General features: G+C 61.2%; 15 protein-coding genes. 7 read left to right on the top strand and 8 right to left on the bottom strand.

The features are described from left to right. Positions 1-4: 4 nt before the first annotated feature. The 6 genes from paaC to ACNPM8_RS05965 all read right to left on the bottom strand — a co-directional run bounded on the left by paaC (position 5) and on the right by ACNPM8_RS05965 (position 5145). Positions 5-865 carry a 1,2-phenylacetyl-CoA epoxidase subunit PaaC gene (paaC, locus tag ACNPM8_RS05990; RefSeq protein ID WP_388022829.1) on the bottom strand — a complete coding sequence of 287 codons (861 nt, stop codon included), beginning with the start codon at positions 863-865 and terminating at the stop codon, positions 5-7. After that, positions 862-1152 (bottom strand): 1,2-phenylacetyl-CoA epoxidase subunit PaaB, encoded by a 291-nt coding sequence (paaB, locus tag ACNPM8_RS05985; RefSeq protein ID WP_105656924.1) that lies wholly within the window; start codon positions 1150-1152, stop codon positions 862-864. The genes paaC and paaB overlap by 4 nt, the downstream gene beginning before the upstream one ends. Position 1153: 1 nt before the next feature. After that, complete coding sequence (gene paaA, locus ACNPM8_RS05980) at positions 1154-2140, bottom strand: 1,2-phenylacetyl-CoA epoxidase subunit PaaA (RefSeq protein WP_105656925.1); 987 nt, start codon at positions 2138-2140, stop codon at positions 1154-1156. A gap of 141 nt (positions 2141-2281) precedes the next feature. After that, positions 2282-2731, bottom strand: a complete 450-nt coding sequence (locus ACNPM8_RS05975) for a DoxX family protein (protein ID WP_332489071.1) — start codon at positions 2729-2731, stop codon at positions 2282-2284. 195 nt (positions 2732-2926) lie between these two features. After that, positions 2927-3682, bottom strand: a complete 756-nt coding sequence (locus tag ACNPM8_RS05970; protein ID WP_105656927.1) for an amino acid ABC transporter ATP-binding protein — start codon at positions 3680-3682, stop codon at positions 2927-2929. Next, positions 3679-5145: an amino acid ABC transporter substrate-binding protein/permease gene (locus tag ACNPM8_RS05965; protein WP_388022837.1), complete on the bottom strand. Its 1467-nt coding sequence runs from the start codon at positions 5143-5145 to the stop codon at positions 3679-3681. Before ACNPM8_RS05965 ends, ACNPM8_RS05970 begins: the two co-directional genes overlap by 4 nt. 202 nt (positions 5146-5347) lie before the next feature. On the opposite strand from ACNPM8_RS05965, the gene ACNPM8_RS05960 reads away from it, so the two are divergent. The 6 genes from ACNPM8_RS05960 to ACNPM8_RS05935 all read left to right on the top strand — a co-directional run bounded on the left by ACNPM8_RS05960 (position 5348) and on the right by ACNPM8_RS05935 (position 12045). After that, positions 5348-7501, top strand: coding sequence for a S9 family peptidase (locus ACNPM8_RS05960; RefSeq protein WP_448939449.1), 2154 nt, complete (start codon positions 5348-5350; stop codon positions 7499-7501). 20 nt (positions 7502-7521) lie between these two features. Beyond that, the gene (locus tag ACNPM8_RS05955; protein WP_400342009.1) at positions 7522-8535 is read left to right on the top strand and encodes a GNAT family N-acetyltransferase; all 1014 of its coding nucleotides are present in this window, start codon (positions 7522-7524) and stop codon (positions 8533-8535) included. Positions 8536-8651: 116 nt separating this feature from the next. Then, positions 8652-9098: a hotdog fold thioesterase gene (locus ACNPM8_RS05950; RefSeq protein WP_448939448.1), complete on the top strand. Its 447-nt coding sequence runs from the start codon at positions 8652-8654 to the stop codon at positions 9096-9098. A 32-nt stretch (positions 9099-9130) separates the two neighbouring features. Next, positions 9131-10450, top strand: coding sequence for a phenylacetate--CoA ligase family protein (locus tag ACNPM8_RS05945; protein WP_400342008.1), 1320 nt, complete (start codon positions 9131-9133; stop codon positions 10448-10450). Positions 10451-10482: 32 nt separating this feature from the next. Continuing rightward, complete coding sequence (locus ACNPM8_RS05940; RefSeq protein WP_105656933.1) at positions 10483-11100, top strand: TetR/AcrR family transcriptional regulator; 618 nt, start codon at positions 10483-10485, stop codon at positions 11098-11100. 216 nt (positions 11101-11316) lie between these two features. Next, positions 11317-12045 (top strand): nicotinamide mononucleotide transporter, encoded by a 729-nt coding sequence (locus ACNPM8_RS05935; protein ID WP_448939447.1) that lies wholly within the window; start codon positions 11317-11319, stop codon positions 12043-12045. An 83-nt stretch (positions 12046-12128) separates the two neighbouring features. Here the strand turns inward: ACNPM8_RS05935 and paaZ are convergent, their stop codons facing one another. Together paaZ and ACNPM8_RS05925 are read right to left on the bottom strand one after the other, a co-directional pair. Next, positions 12129-14252, bottom strand: a complete 2124-nt coding sequence (gene paaZ, locus ACNPM8_RS05930; RefSeq protein ID WP_400342005.1) for a phenylacetic acid degradation bifunctional protein PaaZ — start codon at positions 14250-14252, stop codon at positions 12129-12131. A 110-nt stretch (positions 14253-14362) separates the two neighbouring features. Continuing rightward, positions 14363-15079, bottom strand: coding sequence for a tyrosine-protein phosphatase (locus ACNPM8_RS05925; RefSeq protein ID WP_448939446.1), 717 nt, complete (start codon positions 15077-15079; stop codon positions 14363-14365). Positions 15080-15219: 140 nt separating this feature from the next. On the opposite strand from ACNPM8_RS05925, the gene ACNPM8_RS05920 reads away from it, so the two are divergent. Beyond that, the gene (locus ACNPM8_RS05920) at positions 15220-16122 is read left to right on the top strand and encodes a serine protein kinase RIO (RefSeq protein WP_448939445.1); all 903 of its coding nucleotides are present in this window, start codon (positions 15220-15222) and stop codon (positions 16120-16122) included. The last annotated feature ends 31 nt before the right edge of the window (positions 16123-16153 follow it).

Genomic DNA, 16153 nt, shown 5'->3' with positions numbered 1-16153 from the left:
GTAGTTACCAGCTGGCACCGGGATGCTTGCGGGCGAGAACTTGCATCTCTGCCAGCAGGTAGCCCAGGTGCTCCGAATGCTCGCCGCGGCGTCCGTAGGCCATGGCCTGTCCGGTTGCAGGAATCTCCAGTCCGGCGTCGGCCAGTACCGCAGTGATTTCTTCATCCCATGCACCGCGCAGGGTGGAGGGCAGCGCGGCGATGCCCGCAAGGTCCTGGTGGACTTCCTCATCGCGGAACATCTCATCGACGTACGGCCAGAGGATTTCCAGGGCATGGCGCATCCTGGACGCTGATTCCTCGGTCCCCAGGCCCAGGCGGATGGTCCACTGGATGGCGTGGTCGCGGTGGTAGTCGACTTCCTTGACTGCCTTGGCCGAGATGGCGGCCAGGGTTTCGTCCTTGGACTGCGCCAGCTGCTTGTAGAGCAGGTTCTGGAAGATCGAAACGATCAGCTGGCGGATGATCGTCACGCCGAAGTGGCCGTTAGGCTGTTCGACAATCCACAGCGAAGTGAATTCTTCTTCCTCGCGCCAGTAGGCCAATTCGTCTTCGGTCTTGTCCCAGGCCAGTCCGGCGTAGGTCAGGAACGAGCGGGCGTGGCCCAGGATATCCAGGGCGATATTGCCCAGGGCAACATCTTCTTCCAGTTCCGGAGCCCGGGAAATCCAGTGCGACATGCGCTGCGCCAGGATCAGGGCATCGTCGCCCAGGGTCAGCGCGTAGCGCGCGACCTCTTCGCTTGGCTTGACGCCGTCCACAGCGATGTCCTCCGGACGCAGGGCATTGCCCGGGGTGACGCGGGTGGCCGAGGCCAGCGCGTCGCCGAAGCTATCGAGCGCTTCGTCGAGTTCTTCGTGCTTCACAGGTGCTTCACTCCCTCGCTGGCCTTGTAATAGGTCGCGTGGCGGTAGTCCTTGCCCTGCGGGGATTCGAAGAAGGAATCCTTTTCACCGGGGTCGGAGCTGATGATGTCCGAGGACTTTACGACCCATAGCGAGACGCCTTCATTGCGGCGGGTGTACAGATCGCGGGCGTTGCGCAGTGCCATCTGCTGATCCGGTGCATGCAGGGATCCGGCGTGGACGTGCGAGAGTCCTCGGGACGAACGGACGAATACTTCCCACAGGGGCCAATTGCTCTGTTGGCTCATGCTAGGCGACCTCACTTCGTGCTTGTTTTGCTGCGTATGCTGCGGCGGCTTCTCGGACCCAGGCACCTTCGCGGTGCGCTTCACGGCGGCGTTCCAGCCGCTGCGCGTTGGCCGGGCCGTTGCCCTTGATCACTGCCATGAATTCATCCCAGTTCAAATCCTTGTGGATCCACTGCTTCTTTTCTTCATCGAAGTGCAGCTGGGGATCCGGCAGGGTCAGGCCCAGGACCTTGACCTGCTCGGCGATCATGCCAACGAAGCGCTGGCGCAGTTCGTCATTGGAGAAACGCTTGATCTTCCAGGCCATGGACTGCTGGGAGTTCGGCGACTGGTCATCTGGCGGACCGAACATCATCAGCGAGGGCTCGTAGAAGCGGTTGATGGCGTCCTGGGCCATCTTCTTCTGCGCCTCGGTGCCGCGGGAGAGCGAGAGCAGGATTTCGAAGCCCTGGCGCTGGTGGAAGGATTCTTCCTTGCACACGCGCACCATCGCACGGCCGTAGGGGCCGTAGGAGGCGCGGCACAGCGGAACCTGGTTGGCGATGGCCGCACCATCGACCAGCCAGCCGATAGCACCCATATCCGCCCAGGTGCGTGCGGGGTAGTTGAAGATCGAGGAGTACTTGGCCTTGCCGGAGAGCAGCTGCTCGTTGTACTCGTCGCGGGTGGTGCCCAGGGTCTCGGCAGCCGAGTAGAGGTAGAGCCCGTGCCCGGCTTCATCCTGCACCTTGGCCATCAGAATGGACTTGCGCTTCAGCGAGGGAGCGCGGGTGATCCAGTTGGCCTCAGGCTGCATGCCGATGATTTCGGAGTGCGCGTGCTGGGAGATCTGGCGGCTGAGGGTCTTGCGGTACTTCTCAGGCATCCAGTCGCGTGGCTCGACGCGGGAGTCCTGATCGATCAAGGCGTCGAAACGCGCTTGGGACTGCTCTTCTTCGTAGCTCGGGACGGCACTCAGTCCCGGCTCCTGCGGTGTGGTCGGGGCCATGGGTTCACCTCATCGAAAACAAATTACATACTGACCGTTCGTTCAGTATGTCAGAGTGCGCTCGATCACGTCAACACCAACCCCCTCCAGGCACAACAAAACCCCGGGAAAGAATTCCCGGGGTTTCCTTGAAGCTGGGGATTAGGCGTTAGCCAGCGCCTTTTCCGAGTTCTTGCCCTTGAATATCAGCGCATCAAGCGAGATGCGGCCTGGGCCAGTCAAGAGCAGTGCCAGCGCGCCGGCAGCCAGTGCCAGGACAAGCTCGAAGCCGCCATTTTCCACGAACACGCCACCTGAGGCATGAACCATGAACAGGGCGGCAATCATCTGCAGGCCCAGCAGGCCAGCGAAGACGCGGGTCAGCAGGCCAAGGATGATCGCGGCGCCGCCGGCGATCTCCAGGGTTGCCGCCACTGGAGCAATCAAGCCGGCAGCAGGAACGCCCATCTGGCCAAAGGCCGCAGTGGTGCCCTCGATGGTGAACTGGAAGTACTTCTGCCAGCCATGAGCCAGGAAGAGGAAGCCGAAGGCCAAGCGAAGCAGGGTACGCGCAGCGGTCTGCAGACCCGGGTTGTTTTCCAGAGCGGACATATTTTAACTCCTAGGGATTGGGGCACGGGAAGATCCCGTGTGGCTACTGCTCCAACCCTACAAGGGAATAAGTTGAACCTTCAAGCATATGAAGGTTTTTGTCCCGTAAGCTTCGTCACGAAAAAACCGTGCTGCCCGCAACCAGTTTCATCTGGTCGTGGACAGCACGGTTTTCCGCTGGCTTGGCGGTACGGCTCAGAGAACCTTGGACAAGAAGTCCTGGGTACGCGCCTGCTGCGGGTTGCCGAACAGCTGTTCGGGCGCACCCTGCTCGCAGACAACACCATCAGCCATGAAGACCACGCGGTCAGCGACTTCGCGTGCAAAGCCCATCTCGTGGGTCACCAGAACCATGGTCATTCCGGTGTCGGCCAGCTCCTTGATAACCTGCAGCACTTCTCCGACCATCTCCGGGTCAAGAGCGCTGGTAGCCTCATCGAAGAGCATGATGCCCGGGGCCATGGCAAGCGCGCGGGCGATGGCCACACGCTGCTTCTGGCCGCCAGAGAGCGAGGCCGGACGGGCGTTGGCCTTCTCGCGCAAGCCCACGCGTTCCAGCAGCTCAAGTGCGCGCTCCCGGCCTTCCGCCTTGCTCATCTTCTTGAGCTCGACCGGCGCCAGCATGATGTTCTCTGCCACGCTCATATGCGGGAACAGGTTGAAGTGCTGGAACACCATGCCTACATGGCGGCGCACCTCATTGATGTCCACCTTGGGGTCGGTGACATCAAAGCCATCGACAACCACCTTGCCCGAGGTAATGTCCTCAAGCTTGTTCAGGCAACGCAGCAAGGTGGACTTGCCGGACCCCGAAGGGCCGATCACGCACACCACTTCGCCTTCGCGGACATCCATGTCGATGCCCTTGAGGACATTGTTGGAGCCAAAGGACTTGTGCAAGTCCTTGACCTGGATCTTCACGTTGGAGCTTTGCTCAGTTACGGTGCTCACTTGTTGAACCTCCGATCGGCATAATTTGCCAATTTGGTCAGCGCCATAATGGCAATGAAGTAGATAATGCCCACGATCAGCAGGGTCTCAGTGACACGGAAGTTCGCCGCGTAGATCTGCTGGCCCTGGTAGAGCAGCTCGGTGAAGCCGATAGCCAGCAGCAACGAGGAGTCCTTCAGGCTGATGATCAACTGGTTGATCAGCGACGGGGTCATCATCTTGAAAGCCTGCGGGATCACGACCTTCTGCATCGACTTGCCATAGCCCAGGCCCAGCGAACGGGATGCTTCAAGTTGCCCTGGATCCACCGACTGGATACCGCCGCGAACGATTTCGGCGACATAGGCACCGGCGTTCAGCGACAGCGTCAGCACGCCTGCGGTCCAGACGCTGATCTCCCAGCCGGTCAGCTGCGGCAGGCCGAAGTAGAACATGAAGGCCCAGAGCAGCAACGGGGTGCCGCGGAAGATGTTCACGAAGGTCGTGGCGATGCCGCGCAGCACGATGTTCCCGGAGATCTTCATGAAGCCGAAGACCAGGCCCAATGCCATGGCAATGGCGAAGGAAATCGCGGTCACCAGCAGGGTGTGCCACAGACCGGTCATCAATGCGGGAATGGACTTGACCAGCAGGTCGAAGAAGTTGCTTGGCGCCGCTGCGGTCGGGTCGGCAAGGTAGGAGTCCAGGATCTGCTGGTACTCGCCGTTGGCCTTCAGCTCGGCCAAGCCGTCGTTGAACGCTGCCAGCAGCGCGGTGTTCTCGCCCTTGTTCACGGCGAAGCCATAGGAACCGCCCGGGACCTTGTCGGTGACGGTCTTCAGGCCATTGCCCTGGGCAATGCCGTAGGCCAGCACCGGGTAGTCGTCGAAGACGGCAACTGCAGAACCGGCCTTGACCGATTCGTACATGGTGGCCGACTGGTCCAAGGACTTGACCTGGAAGCCGTATTCCTCGGCGATGGACTTTGCATAGCTTTCGCCCTCGGCGCCGGTCTTGGCGACAACGGTCTTGCCTTCCAAGTCCTCGTAACCGGTGATCTCGTCATTGCCGGCAGCGACAGCCATCTGCACGCCGGACTCGAAGTACGGCTCGGAGAAGTCGTAGATCTCCTTGCGCTCGTCGGTAATCGACATGCCGGCGATCACGCCATCCACCTGGTTGGAGGAAAGGGCGGCCAAAGCGGCGTTGAAGCCCAGGGACCTGATCTCGACTTCAAAACCCTGGTCTTCGGCAATGGCGCGCAAAAGATCCATGTCGATACCGGTCAGTTCGCCGTTCTGGCGGAACTCGAAGGGCGCGAAAGTCGTATCCGTGCCGATGACGTAGGTCTGGCCCTCGACGCTTTCACTGCCTTGGGCCACGGCCGAGGGTGCCCCGACGACCAGGGCCATCAAACCGATGGCAGCCGCGGCTATCCATCGGGCCAGGCGCCCTGTGGGGGCAGCTGTTCTTTTCTTTTCCACTGATGTATCGCTTTCTCGTACTGAAGGGCGAATGGCCCAAGTTGCAGATGATACGTTCTGCCTGCAAGCCTAGGACTTATAAAGCCTAGCCGGTACCCCGCGACTCGCCTGCACTTGCATCGTTATCGGTTTGAAACCGCTGTTCTGTCCGCGCTGAGCATAGCTGCACCCGCATAGCACGGTAGTGGGATTGAATAGGGGTATGACTCCAGAATCGTTGACCGCCAATGCACCGCGTGCCGCAAAGCTGCCCACCACCCGCAGCTTCCACGGCGATGACTTCATCGACAACTACGAGTGGCTGCGGGAGAAAGCCAACCCGGATGTCATCGCGCATCTGACCGCAGAAAACGAGTACACCGACACCATTACCGCTAGCCAGCAGCCGCTGCGCGATGCCTTGTTCAGCGAGATCAAGGCACGCACCGTTGAAACCGACTTGTCGGTTCCAGTGCGCCGCCGCGGCTGGTGGTACTTCACCCGTTCGGCCGAAGGCAAGCCCTACACCATCCAGTGCCGCGTCAAGGCATCGGACACCGGGGACCTTGTTGCCGACTGGACTCCCCCGGTCATCGACGCGGAAACTGCATTGCCTGCCGAAGAGGTGCTGCTTGATGGCAACGCCTTAGCCGAAGGGCAGCCGTTCTTCTCGCTCGGCGGCATGGCGTTGAATGAAGCAGGCAACTTGCTTGCCTACTGTGTCGATAATGCGGGCGATGAGCGATTCACCCTTTTCATCAAGGACCTGGACACCGGCCTGCTGCTGAGCGACACCATTGAAGGAGTGTTCTACGGCCTGGCCTTCTCCCCCGATTCTTCAACTGTCTTCTACACGGTGGTTGACGAAACCTGGCGGCCACACCAGATTCGTGCTCACCTGCTGGGGACCCTCCCAACGCAGGACAAGATCATTTTCGAGGAAAATGATCCTGGCATGTGGCTCGGCTTCGATCTGAGCCCGGACCGCAACACCCTGATGATCTCCAGCGGCAACTCCGAATACGCCGAAACCAGCATGCTGGATCTGGCCGATCCTTCGGCTGCCGTGACCTTGCTGGTGCCGCGCTCCTTGCGCCTGCTGCACGGAATCGACCTGATGCCGGGCGCCGGCCAGGCCTTGATCACCCACGACCACCAGGCACCGAACAACATGGTGTCGCTGGCATCCCTGGACCAGCTGGGCGAAAACGCCGACCCGGCGCACTGGCAGACCGTGGTGGCCCACGAGGACACGGTCAAGATCGAAGGCACCGCGCTGACCGGTTCGCACGTGGTGCTCTCGGTGCGCCGAGATACCTGCGAGCGCGTGCAGCTGATCGCCTTGGACGGATTGGGCACCAAAGCCCAGCAGCCGGCCATTGAACCGGATTTCGATGATGAGCTGTTCACTGCCTCGGCGACCTTTGCCGAGCTGGATGCTCCGTTGATCCGCATCGGCTACACCGCAGACTTCACCCCGGCCCGCGTATACGACCTGTGGCTCCAGAACCAGTCGCTGGTGCTGCGCAAGCAGACCCCGGTGAACAACTTCGATCCCGCCAAGTACCTGTCCACCCGCGAGTGGGCCACCGCGGCCGATGGCGCCAAGATCCCCTTGACCATCATGCGCCGTGCCGACCTGGATACCTCGGTTCCCCAGCCGGTGCTGATCTACGGCTACGGTTCCTACGAGGCCTCCATGGATCCTGGTTTCGGCATCCCCCGCTTGAGCGTGCTGGATCGCGGAGTGGTCTTTGTCATTGCCCACGTGCGCGGCGGCGGCGAGCTGGGCCGCAACTGGTACCTGCAGGGCAAGAAGCTGCACAAGAAGAACACCTTCACCGACTTCATTGATTCCACACAGTACCTGCTCGATTCCGGGTGGGCCGATCCGCAGCGCATCGCCGCCCTGGGCGGTTCGGCCGGCGGACTGCTGATGGGCGCTGTCGCGAATATGGCTCCGCAGCTGTATACCGCGATCATCGCCCAGGTGCCGTTCGTCGATGCCTTGACCTCCATCCTGGATCCAGAGCTTCCGCTCTCGGCACTGGAATGGGAAGAATGGGGCAACCCGATCGAGAGCAAGGAGGTCTACGACTACATGAAGTCCTACACTCCCTACGAAAACGTCACAGCACAGGATTACCCGAAGATCGCTGCGGTCACCTCGCTCAATGACACCCGTGTACTGTATGTGGAGCCAGCCAAATGGGTGGCCAAGCTGCGGGAAGTCGGTACCGGACAGGCCCCGATTGTGCTGAAGACCGAAATGGATGGCGGTCACGGCGGCGCTTCGGGACGTTACGAGTCCTGGAAGGCCCGCGCGTGGGACTACGCCTTCGCCTTGGACGCCCTGGGATGCACCGACGAAATCTAAGTAGCAAAGGAACGGCGGCCATGCACCACATCAAGATCAGCGACTACCGCAACGACCCTGCGATTCGCCGCTTGCTGGTGCTGGCCGCCGAACCTGCCAACGAGCAGGCGCTTGAAGTGCTGCTCGATGAATGCGAAGGCCTTGAGGTGCTTGCCATCGCCACTGCCGCGGGCGATATTGCGGCACTGGCCGCCTACCGGCACAGCGGCAAATACGCGGTGTGCGTTGAATACCTGGCCGTGGAAACATCCCACCAGGGCCGGGGGCTGGGTTCGAGGCTGCTCGCTGAGCTGCGCGACTGCCATGAGAAGAACGTTTGGGCCACCACTGCAGAGGATGCGGTGGGTTTTTACCGCTCGCTGGGTTGCGTTGTTTCGCAGTCTTCTGCCGACCCGCGCTGGCCGGATGCCCGGCGGTACCTGTGCACCTTGCCTTTCTACCCGCTGCTCACCAGCCAGCCAGATGAAGATCCGGAATACGAGGCCGTGGGTGGAGAGCTGATGCGCGGCCTCATTGAGATTGCCGAGCCATCGAAGCAATGGGCCAGGGACTTCCACCGCCTGCACCATCGAATCGCCAGCGCCCTGGGGGCCACCGCGTTGGCCATTGAACACACCGGCTCGACATCCGTTCCGGACCTGCCCGCCAAGCCGATCATCGACATCGTCTTGCTGGTCCCCGACGCGGATCAGGAAGCGTCCTACGTTCCGGCGCTGGAATCCAGCGGCATGCTTCTTTGGCATCGTGAACCTGGCTGGTATGGCCACCGCATGCTCAAGCCCGCTGCCGGTTCGCGGCTCCCCGAGGCCAATATCCATGTCTTCAGCGCAGGAAGCCCCGAGTATCTGCGGCTCGTGATTTTCCGCGAGCATCTGAAACACCATGAAGCCGACCGTTTGGCATACGCCGCGGTAAAGCGGGAAGCCGCCCGCGCAATGGCTGCAAGCGACGGCGAGAACGGCCTGGTCATGGACTACAACCGGATCAAGGAACCTTTCATCCTTGACGTCCATCAACGAATTTTCACTGCCTGAATCCGCTGCGCTTCATCGCTGAAACAGTACGGCCAATACGGCCGCATAACTTGACTTAGCTCACATAATGTTATTACCTAATGATCGTTCGGTAAATAATTCGGCGAAGGAAGATGATGAGCGAAACACAGCTAGAGAATTCGGTCCCGCACGCCATTCTCCGCAATGACTACGCCACCCAGTGGATGGGAATCGAAGTCGTCGAGGTCTCCGACGGCCCCGCAGTCATCACCATGGCGCTCCGGCAGGAAATGCTCAACGGCTTCGGCATTGGCCACGGCGGAATGATCTTCGCTCTGGCCGACACTGCGTTCGCACTGAGCTGCAATCCGCAGGCAGGCTCCGACGAGACCATCACGGTAGCCTCCGGCGCCGACGTCAACTTCCTCAAGCCAGCCATTCCCGGACGAGTGCTGACTGCCACCGGCAACCGTGTCTCGCAGCAAGGCCGCAGCGGGATCTACGACATCAAGGTGACCCAGCCAGCGGCCGACGGCTCAATTGAAACCGTCGCAGAGTTCCGCGGACGATCGCGCACCGTCCCGAAACCGAAGAACCGCTAAGCACCCTGCCCACTCGACACGAAAGTTTCAGCATGTCCCAGAACACCGACCGCGACAGCCTTCCGAATCCGCTTGATCCAGAAGAAACCATGAGCCGTGAGCAGATCGAAGCGATCCAGCTGACCCGCTTGAAGGAAACTCTGCACCATGCCTACAACAACGTGCCGTACTACAAGGCAAAGTACGATGCCGTTGGCGTGCACCCTGATGACCTGAAGGAACTGAGCGACCTCGCCAAGTTCCCCTTCACCGACAAGGAAGATCTGCGCAAGAACTACCCATTCGGCATGTTCGCCGTCCCGCAGCATGAAGTCGCCCGCATCCATGCCTCCTCGGGTACCACTGGCCAGCCCACCGTGGTTGGCTACACCAAGAAGGACCTGGAGGACTGGGCCAAGCTCGGCGCCCGCTGCCTGCGCCTGGCCGGAGTCAAGCCAGGCTGGAAGGTCCACAACGCCTACGGCTACGGCCTGTTCACCGGCGGCCTGGGTGCGCATGCCGCCGCCGAGCACCTCGGAGCGACGGTCATCCCCATGTCCGGAGGCCAGACCGACAAGCAGATCTCGCTGATCCAGGACTTCGAGCCTGATGCGATCCTGTGCACGCCGACCTACCTGTTGACCATTGGCGATGCCATGCAGCGCAAGGGCCTTGATCCGCGGTCCACCTCGCTGAAGGTGGCCGTCCTCGGTGCCGAACCATGGACCGAAGAGATGCGCCACGAGCTGGAAGAGATGTTCAACATCACCGCCTGCGACATCTACGGCCTCTCCGAGGTCATGGGCCCCGGGGTGGCCGGCGAATCCGGAGAAGGCAAGGATGGCAGCCACATCTGGGAAGACCACTTCCGCCCGGAAATCATTGATGCCTTCGACGAAACCAAGGTGCTGCCCGATGGCGAGCACGGTGAATTGGTCTTCACCTCGCTGACCAAGCAGGCCCTGCCGATCATCCGCTACCGCACCCACGATTTGACCCGCCTGATGCCTGGCACCAGCCGACCGGGCCACCGCCGCATGGGCCGCATCACCGGACGCAGCGATGACATGATCATCCTGCGCGGCGTGAACCTGTTCCCAAGCCAGATCGAGGAATTGATCCTGAAGGTGCCGACCCTGTCGCCGCACTTCCAGCTGATCCTGACCCGTCCGGATCGCATGGACCAGCTGGCGGTGAAGGTGGAGCGCCGCGGCGAGGCGTCCATCGAAGATGCCACCAACGGCGCCAAGGAACTGGCCAAGCTGATCAAGATCCATGTCGGTTCTTCCTGCGCCATCGACGTTGTCGAACCGGAATCCCTGGAACGCTCCATGGGCAAGCTCAAGCGCATCTACGACATGCGCGCTAACTAGCCTCCGCCGGGACATGGGATAATCAACTAATCATGGAAACTACCGATACTGCCAACCGTCCGGCCAAGCGTGGCCGCCCTGGTTACGATCAAGAAACCGTTTTGCGCATTGCTGTCGAGGCATTCAACGAATACGGCTACGACGCGACCTCCATGGGCAAGCTCGCCGACCGACTGGGTATCAGCAAATCCGCGATTTACCACCATGTCCCGTCGAAAGAGGACCTGCTGCGCCTAGCGTTAGATGAGGCGCTGATTCCCCTGGAGGCGGTGATCGCCGAGGTCCGCTCGCATGAGGGCACCGCGGATGAGCGTCTGGAATTCTTCCTGCGCGCAACCTTCAGGATCCTGCTGGCTAAGCGTTCCTACGTGACCTTGTTGTTGCGTCTGCGTGGCAACACTGATCTGGAACGCCAGGCGCTGGAACGCCGCCGCGCAATGGACCGCCAGCTGGCAGAATTGGTGACTGCCGCGCAGTCGGATGGCAAGTTGCGTGCCGACTTGGAACCTCGGGCCACCGCCAGGCTGCTTTTCGGCTTGATCAACTCAGTGGTGGACTGGTACCGCGCTGACGGGCCGATCGACGGACCCGAGTTGGAGGACCAGGCTGTTTCGCTGCTCTTCAACGGCCTGCATACCGGCGGCGCCTGATTCCAAGTCCGGGCTCCCCATATCGGCTCCCGCCTTCCAGCCGGGCGCCGACGTCGCTAACCGGGCTGGGCGTCCGCTGCAATGTGGCGCAGCCAACCTTGTAATCTTGCCGTCCTCACAGAAATCACCGTTAGCATCGAAGGGGTGCTTTAGCACCTGTCATTCTCGATCAACCAAGTGAAGAGCGCTGTGGATTCCATCTTAGAAACCCTTTTCATGGCTACCGCCGACAGCAGTAGTTCCTTTGCCCAGATTTTGCTCTCGGCTGCGAGCATGCTGCTCGTCTTCGTCTCCGCCGCACTGCTGGCGCACCGCAACGACCTGGGTTGGTGGACCCTGATCCTGGGTGTCTTCGTAGGCCCGGTCATTTCTTCGATGCAGTTCGACCTGCTGGGCCTGATCTACGCCGTTCCGCTGCTGCTGATTGCAATCTTCGGCCTCTGGCGCTTCTCCCGCTACGAGCTCAAGGGAAAGTTCACCCGCATGGTCACGAGCACCGCGGTGACAGTGTGGTCCGCGCTCGGCCTGCTCGTGGGCCTGATCCTGCTGGTCGCCTTGCGCTTCGGCCCGTTCCTCTTCAATGGCGGCTTCATGAGTGCAACCCCGGAAATCTGGGTGCTGTACTTCGCTGATGCGGCCATCTTCGCATCGTTCGTCATGGTTGCCCGCGGTGTGCGAGCTGGCTGGCTGGTGCTGGCCGTGGCCGCCGTTGCCGATCTGGTCGTCTACTTCCTGATCTCCCCAATGCTGGGCATGCTGGGCCTGTTCGTCTTCATCGCCTTGGCGGCACTGTACGGCTTCTTCCTCTGGCGCAACCTGCCAGCCGCCGGCCAGGCCGGTCAAGGCATTGCAGAGCTCTCCGAGGCCGAGCTGGCACTGGATGCCGCCAAGGAAGCTACCTTGGCGAAGCTGAACAAGCAGCACGGAAGCAACGGCGCTTCCTAGGCTTCGCGAAAATGGGTTGGACCACGATTTCCTCATCGTGGCCCAACGCCATTTCTTGTTTCCCGCGAAGGGGTCAGCCGGACTTAGCCGTTCCAGTTGGCATAGGTCGAGTCGGTCTTTTCAACCAAGGTCAGCACGTCGTAGGTGGCGACCAGTTCATCGTTCTGGTTGTGCAGCACCGCATCCCAAGCAACCTCGCCGTATTCGTCGGTGACGCGCGGGGTGATTTTCTTGGCCGTCAGGGTGACGCGAATCGAGTCGCCGGCAGCTACAGGGGTGATGAATCGCAGTGATTCAAGGCCGTAGTTAGCCAAGACGGGTCCCGGAGCGGGCTCCACGAACAGTCCCGCGGCCCAGGAAACCAGCAAGTAGCCGTGGGCCACGATTCCCGGGAAGAACGGGTTGGCTTCGGCGGCGGCCTGATCGGTGTGCGCATAGAAGGTATCGCCGGTTTCGTGAGCGAATTCGGTGATCTTCTCCAAGCTGACTTCACGCAGATCCGAGACGAAACCGTCACCGATCTTCAGCTCAGCCAGCGACTTGCGGAACGGGTGGACGTTCTGCGGCTTACCGCCAAACTGCTGGCTGCCAGCAAGGGACTGCTGGGCACCGGTGTGCCAGACGCCGCTCAGCGCGGTGATCATGTTGGGTGAGCCCTGCACCGCGGTGCGCTGCATGTGGTGCTTGACCGAACGGATGCCGCCCAGTTCTTCGCCGCCTCCGGCCCGGCCTGGACCGCCATGGACCAGATGCGGAACCGGAGAGCCGTGGCCGGTGGTGGATCGTGCGGTTTCGCGGTTCAGGATGTGGACGCGCCCGTGGTGCGCGGCGATGCCCAAGGCCAGGGCGCGCATGGCTTCGGCGTCATTGGTGCACACGGTTGCGACCAGCGAGCCGGCGCCCATGGCAGCCAGTTCCACGGCCTCGTCAACGCTGCTGTAGCCGATGACGGAACTGACTGGGCCGAAGGCTTCGCGCGAGTGCACCATCGGGTTGCGCGCGTCGTTCCAGCGAAGGACCACTGGGGACATGAAGGCTCCGCCTTCTGCCACGGCGTCCTTTTCGGGAGCGACACGTACCGCAGGGGCATCCAGGCGGCCGTAGGCCAGTTCGCCGCCGGCAGCGATCATGTCCTCGACGGCCCCGCGCACATCGGCCAGCTGTTCCAGCGAAGCCAGGGCACCCATGGTGACGCCCTCAACTCGAGGATCGCCGATGACCACCCGTTCATCGATGCGCTTGCCAACGGCCGAAATGACCGCATCCACCTGTGCTGCAGGCACGATGTTGCGACGGATGGCGGTGCATTTCTGGCCGGCCTTCGACGTCATTTCATTGACGACAACCTTGACGAAAGCGTCGAATTCCGGGGTGCCTTCCACAGCGTCGGGGCCGAGGATGGCTGCATTCAGGGAATCGGTTTCAGCCGCGAAGCGCACGCCTCCGTCGATAACGTTGCGGTGCGACTTGAGCTTGCTTGCGGTGGATGCCGATCCGGTGAAGGCGAACATATCGCGGTAGTCCAGGTGGTCCATGATGTCGCGAGCAGAGCCGGAAAGCAGCTGCAGGGAACCCTCTGGAAGGATGCCCGAGTCCAGCATCATGCGCACAGCCGCTTCGGTGAGGTACCCGGTGGGGGTTGCCGGCTTGACGATTGTCGGCACACCGGCGATGAAGGCCGGTGCGAACTTCTCGAGCATCCCCCAGACAGGGAAGTTGAAGGCATTGACCTGGACGACTACGCCGGCCATCGCGGTGTAGATGTGGGTGCCAATGAAGGAAGCGTCCTTGCTCAGCGGCTCGGTGGGGCCATCGAGGATCACGTTGGAATTGGGCAGTTCGCGCCGGCCCTTGGAAGAGAAGGTGAACAGCACGCCAATGCCACCGTCGATGTCGACCATCGAGTCGATTTTGGTGGCACCGGTCTTGAAGGAAACCTCGTACAGGTCCTTGCGCCGCTCATTGAGGTACAGCGCTAGTGCCTTGAGCTTGAGCGCCCGCTCATGCAAGGAGAGCTTGGCTAGTTCGCGCTGGCCGGTCTGTCGGCCGTATGCCACGGCGCCAGCAACATCCAAGTTGTCCTTGGTGACGGTGACCAGCACTTCGCCGGTATTGGCGTCGCGGACCTCGGTTCCGCCTTGTGCCGCTGGGCTGTGCCAGTTCCCCGCGATATAGCTGGGTACTACGGTGATCTGTTCTGTCGTCATTGACGCAATTCCTTCCTGAACGGTCGGTCAGTATTACCGTTAACCATAGCAGGAAGGGGTGATCGAGGACACTTGTGCGCCTCGCTGCTTCGCCAGCGCTCCCCTGGCCCTTAGCGTGCCAGCTGGCGCAGGCGCTCCACGGCGTTCTCGCTCATTCCCTGGTCCAGCAAATACCTCCGCGTGGACCCGAGCCACCTGAGGAAATTCTCCAGTTCGCCAGCTCGGCCATGAATGATTTCCCGCAGTTGCTCTTCACTGCGGTAGCTCTCGTACGGGTGCTTGCGAGGGGAAATGCGATGCCACTCATTGATCCCCCTGACCGCGAGTTCATCATGGAGCAGGATCTGGCCATCCAAGCCAGCCAGCTGAAGCAGCATTGTGGCTATCAATCCCGATCGGTCGCGTCCAGCCGAGCAGTGGACCACCATGCCCTGCTCCGCGGTCGCGAGGCTCTCGAACACTGCCCGCAGGTGGTCGCCGAATTCCTCGCAGACCAGCTGGTACATCCCGGTGTGATTCATGTACGGCACCGCCACCGACTCGAAACGCTCATTGCCTGGCGATTCCAGCGGCAGATTCACCAGCTCGATCCCTGCGAGGCTTGCCGCGGGCACCGCTGGGTCATGCTCGCGACGGCGGATTTCGTCCGGGTTGCGCAGGTCGATGACCCTATTGACGCCAGCAGCGTGCATTTGCTGCCAGCCCTCAGCCGTCAGCCACTCATGCCTGCCCATGCGGTAGAAGGCTCCGCAGATGTGGCGCGCATTAACGGCTCCGCTCCAGTCCAGGTCCCCGGCTTGCTTGCGGTAGTTAAGGCTGTGGCTCATAAGCCTATTGCAACACATTGCCCGGCTGTTGTATTGTTCTAGTCATTGGCAAACGTCAATCAGTCTATTGAAGGAGGGGTAACGATGATTGCTTACCGCCTGAACAAGCCATTTCCCCCTTCTCCCAAGGACTACTTCCGATGCATTTTCCCGCTGGCCTCGAGGCCGCAAATTCGCCACTGATCGCCACTGCCTCCACGGATGCCGATCAACAACTGAAATTCAGCAAGCACAAGCCGGTCTGGAACGACTCCGAGACCGGTGATCCGGCAAACGGCCAACGTTATTCGACATGGCCATTTATCGAGAAGGGCTTGCGCGGACCCAAACCGTATCCGCACTGGCTCATCGAAGAGGCCGCAGCCATCGACACCGAGCTGGGCATCTTGAAAACGGGCAAGGAAGGCGATGTCTTCCTGCTGGAACGTGCCACCGAAGATCGCAGCAGCCTTCTGGCAGCAAAGCGCTATCGTTCGCGCGAGCAAATGCAGTTCAGCCGCTCGCAGTCCTATAGCGACGGGCGCTCCGCACGGCGTTCGCGTGATAACCGCGCTATCCGCAACAACTCCACGTACGGCAAGCAGATCGCCGCTCTGCAGTGGGCCAATGCCGAATGGAGCTATTTGCTCCGTTGCTACGAGGCGGGCATACCTGTTCCCTACCCTGTGCAAATAGATGGCACCGAAATCCTCATGGAGTTCATTGCCGATCCAGACGATCAGCATGCGGCAGCGCCTCGCCTGCAGCAGCTCTCGCGCTTTGACCCGCGCCTTCCATCGCTATGGGACCAGCTCACCGGAGCACTGGAGAAATTTGCCGGGCTCGGCATCGCCCACGGAGACCTCTCCGCGTACAACATTCTTGTCTCCGGCGAAAGGCTGGTAGTAATCGATGTTCCGCAGTGCGTAGATCTGGCCGGCAACCCGAACGGCTTGGACTTCCTGCACCGTGATTGCGTGAATCTTTGCGATTGGTTCACTTCCAAGGGCTTGCCCAATGACCCCGATGAATTGTTCTCCTCGCTGATGAGCTACCTCTTCTGAGGACAGCCAGAACTGGGCGCGGGGGACGAAT

This window comes from Glutamicibacter sp. AGC46 (genome assembly GCF_053543715.1).
The sequence above is the reverse complement of the archived record's forward strand: the minus strand, read 5'-3'. Positions and strand labels throughout refer to the sequence as shown.

Excerpts from the sequence above, each read along its gene's own strand:
- paaB (WP_105656924.1), bottom strand. The coding sequence starts at position 1,152 with ATGAGCCAACAGAGCAATTGGCCCCTGTGGGAAGTATTCGTCCGTTCG.
- paaA (WP_105656925.1), bottom strand. The coding sequence starts at position 2,140 with ATGGCCCCGACCACACCGCAGGAGCCGGGACTGAGTGCCGTCCCGAGC.
- ACNPM8_RS05975 (WP_332489071.1), bottom strand. The coding sequence starts at position 2,731 with ATGTCCGCTCTGGAAAACAACCCGGGTCTGCAGACCGCTGCGCGTACC.
- ACNPM8_RS05960 (WP_448939449.1), top strand. The coding sequence starts at position 5,348 with ATGACTCCAGAATCGTTGACCGCCAATGCACCGCGTGCCGCAAAGCTG.
- ACNPM8_RS05955 (WP_400342009.1), top strand. The coding sequence starts at position 7,522 with ATGCACCACATCAAGATCAGCGACTACCGCAACGACCCTGCGATTCGC.
- ACNPM8_RS05950 (WP_448939448.1), top strand. The coding sequence starts at position 8,652 with ATGAGCGAAACACAGCTAGAGAATTCGGTCCCGCACGCCATTCTCCGC.
- ACNPM8_RS05945 (WP_400342008.1), top strand. The coding sequence starts at position 9,131 with ATGTCCCAGAACACCGACCGCGACAGCCTTCCGAATCCGCTTGATCCA.
- ACNPM8_RS05940 (WP_105656933.1), top strand. The coding sequence starts at position 10,483 with ATGGAAACTACCGATACTGCCAACCGTCCGGCCAAGCGTGGCCGCCCT.
- ACNPM8_RS05935 (WP_448939447.1), top strand. The coding sequence starts at position 11,317 with ATGGCTACCGCCGACAGCAGTAGTTCCTTTGCCCAGATTTTGCTCTCG.
- paaZ (WP_400342005.1), bottom strand. The coding sequence starts at position 14,252 with ATGACGACAGAACAGATCACCGTAGTACCCAGCTATATCGCGGGGAAC.
- ACNPM8_RS05925 (WP_448939446.1), bottom strand. The coding sequence starts at position 15,079 with ATGAGCCACAGCCTTAACTACCGCAAGCAAGCCGGGGACCTGGACTGG.
- ACNPM8_RS05920 (WP_448939445.1), top strand. The coding sequence starts at position 15,220 with ATGCATTTTCCCGCTGGCCTCGAGGCCGCAAATTCGCCACTGATCGCC.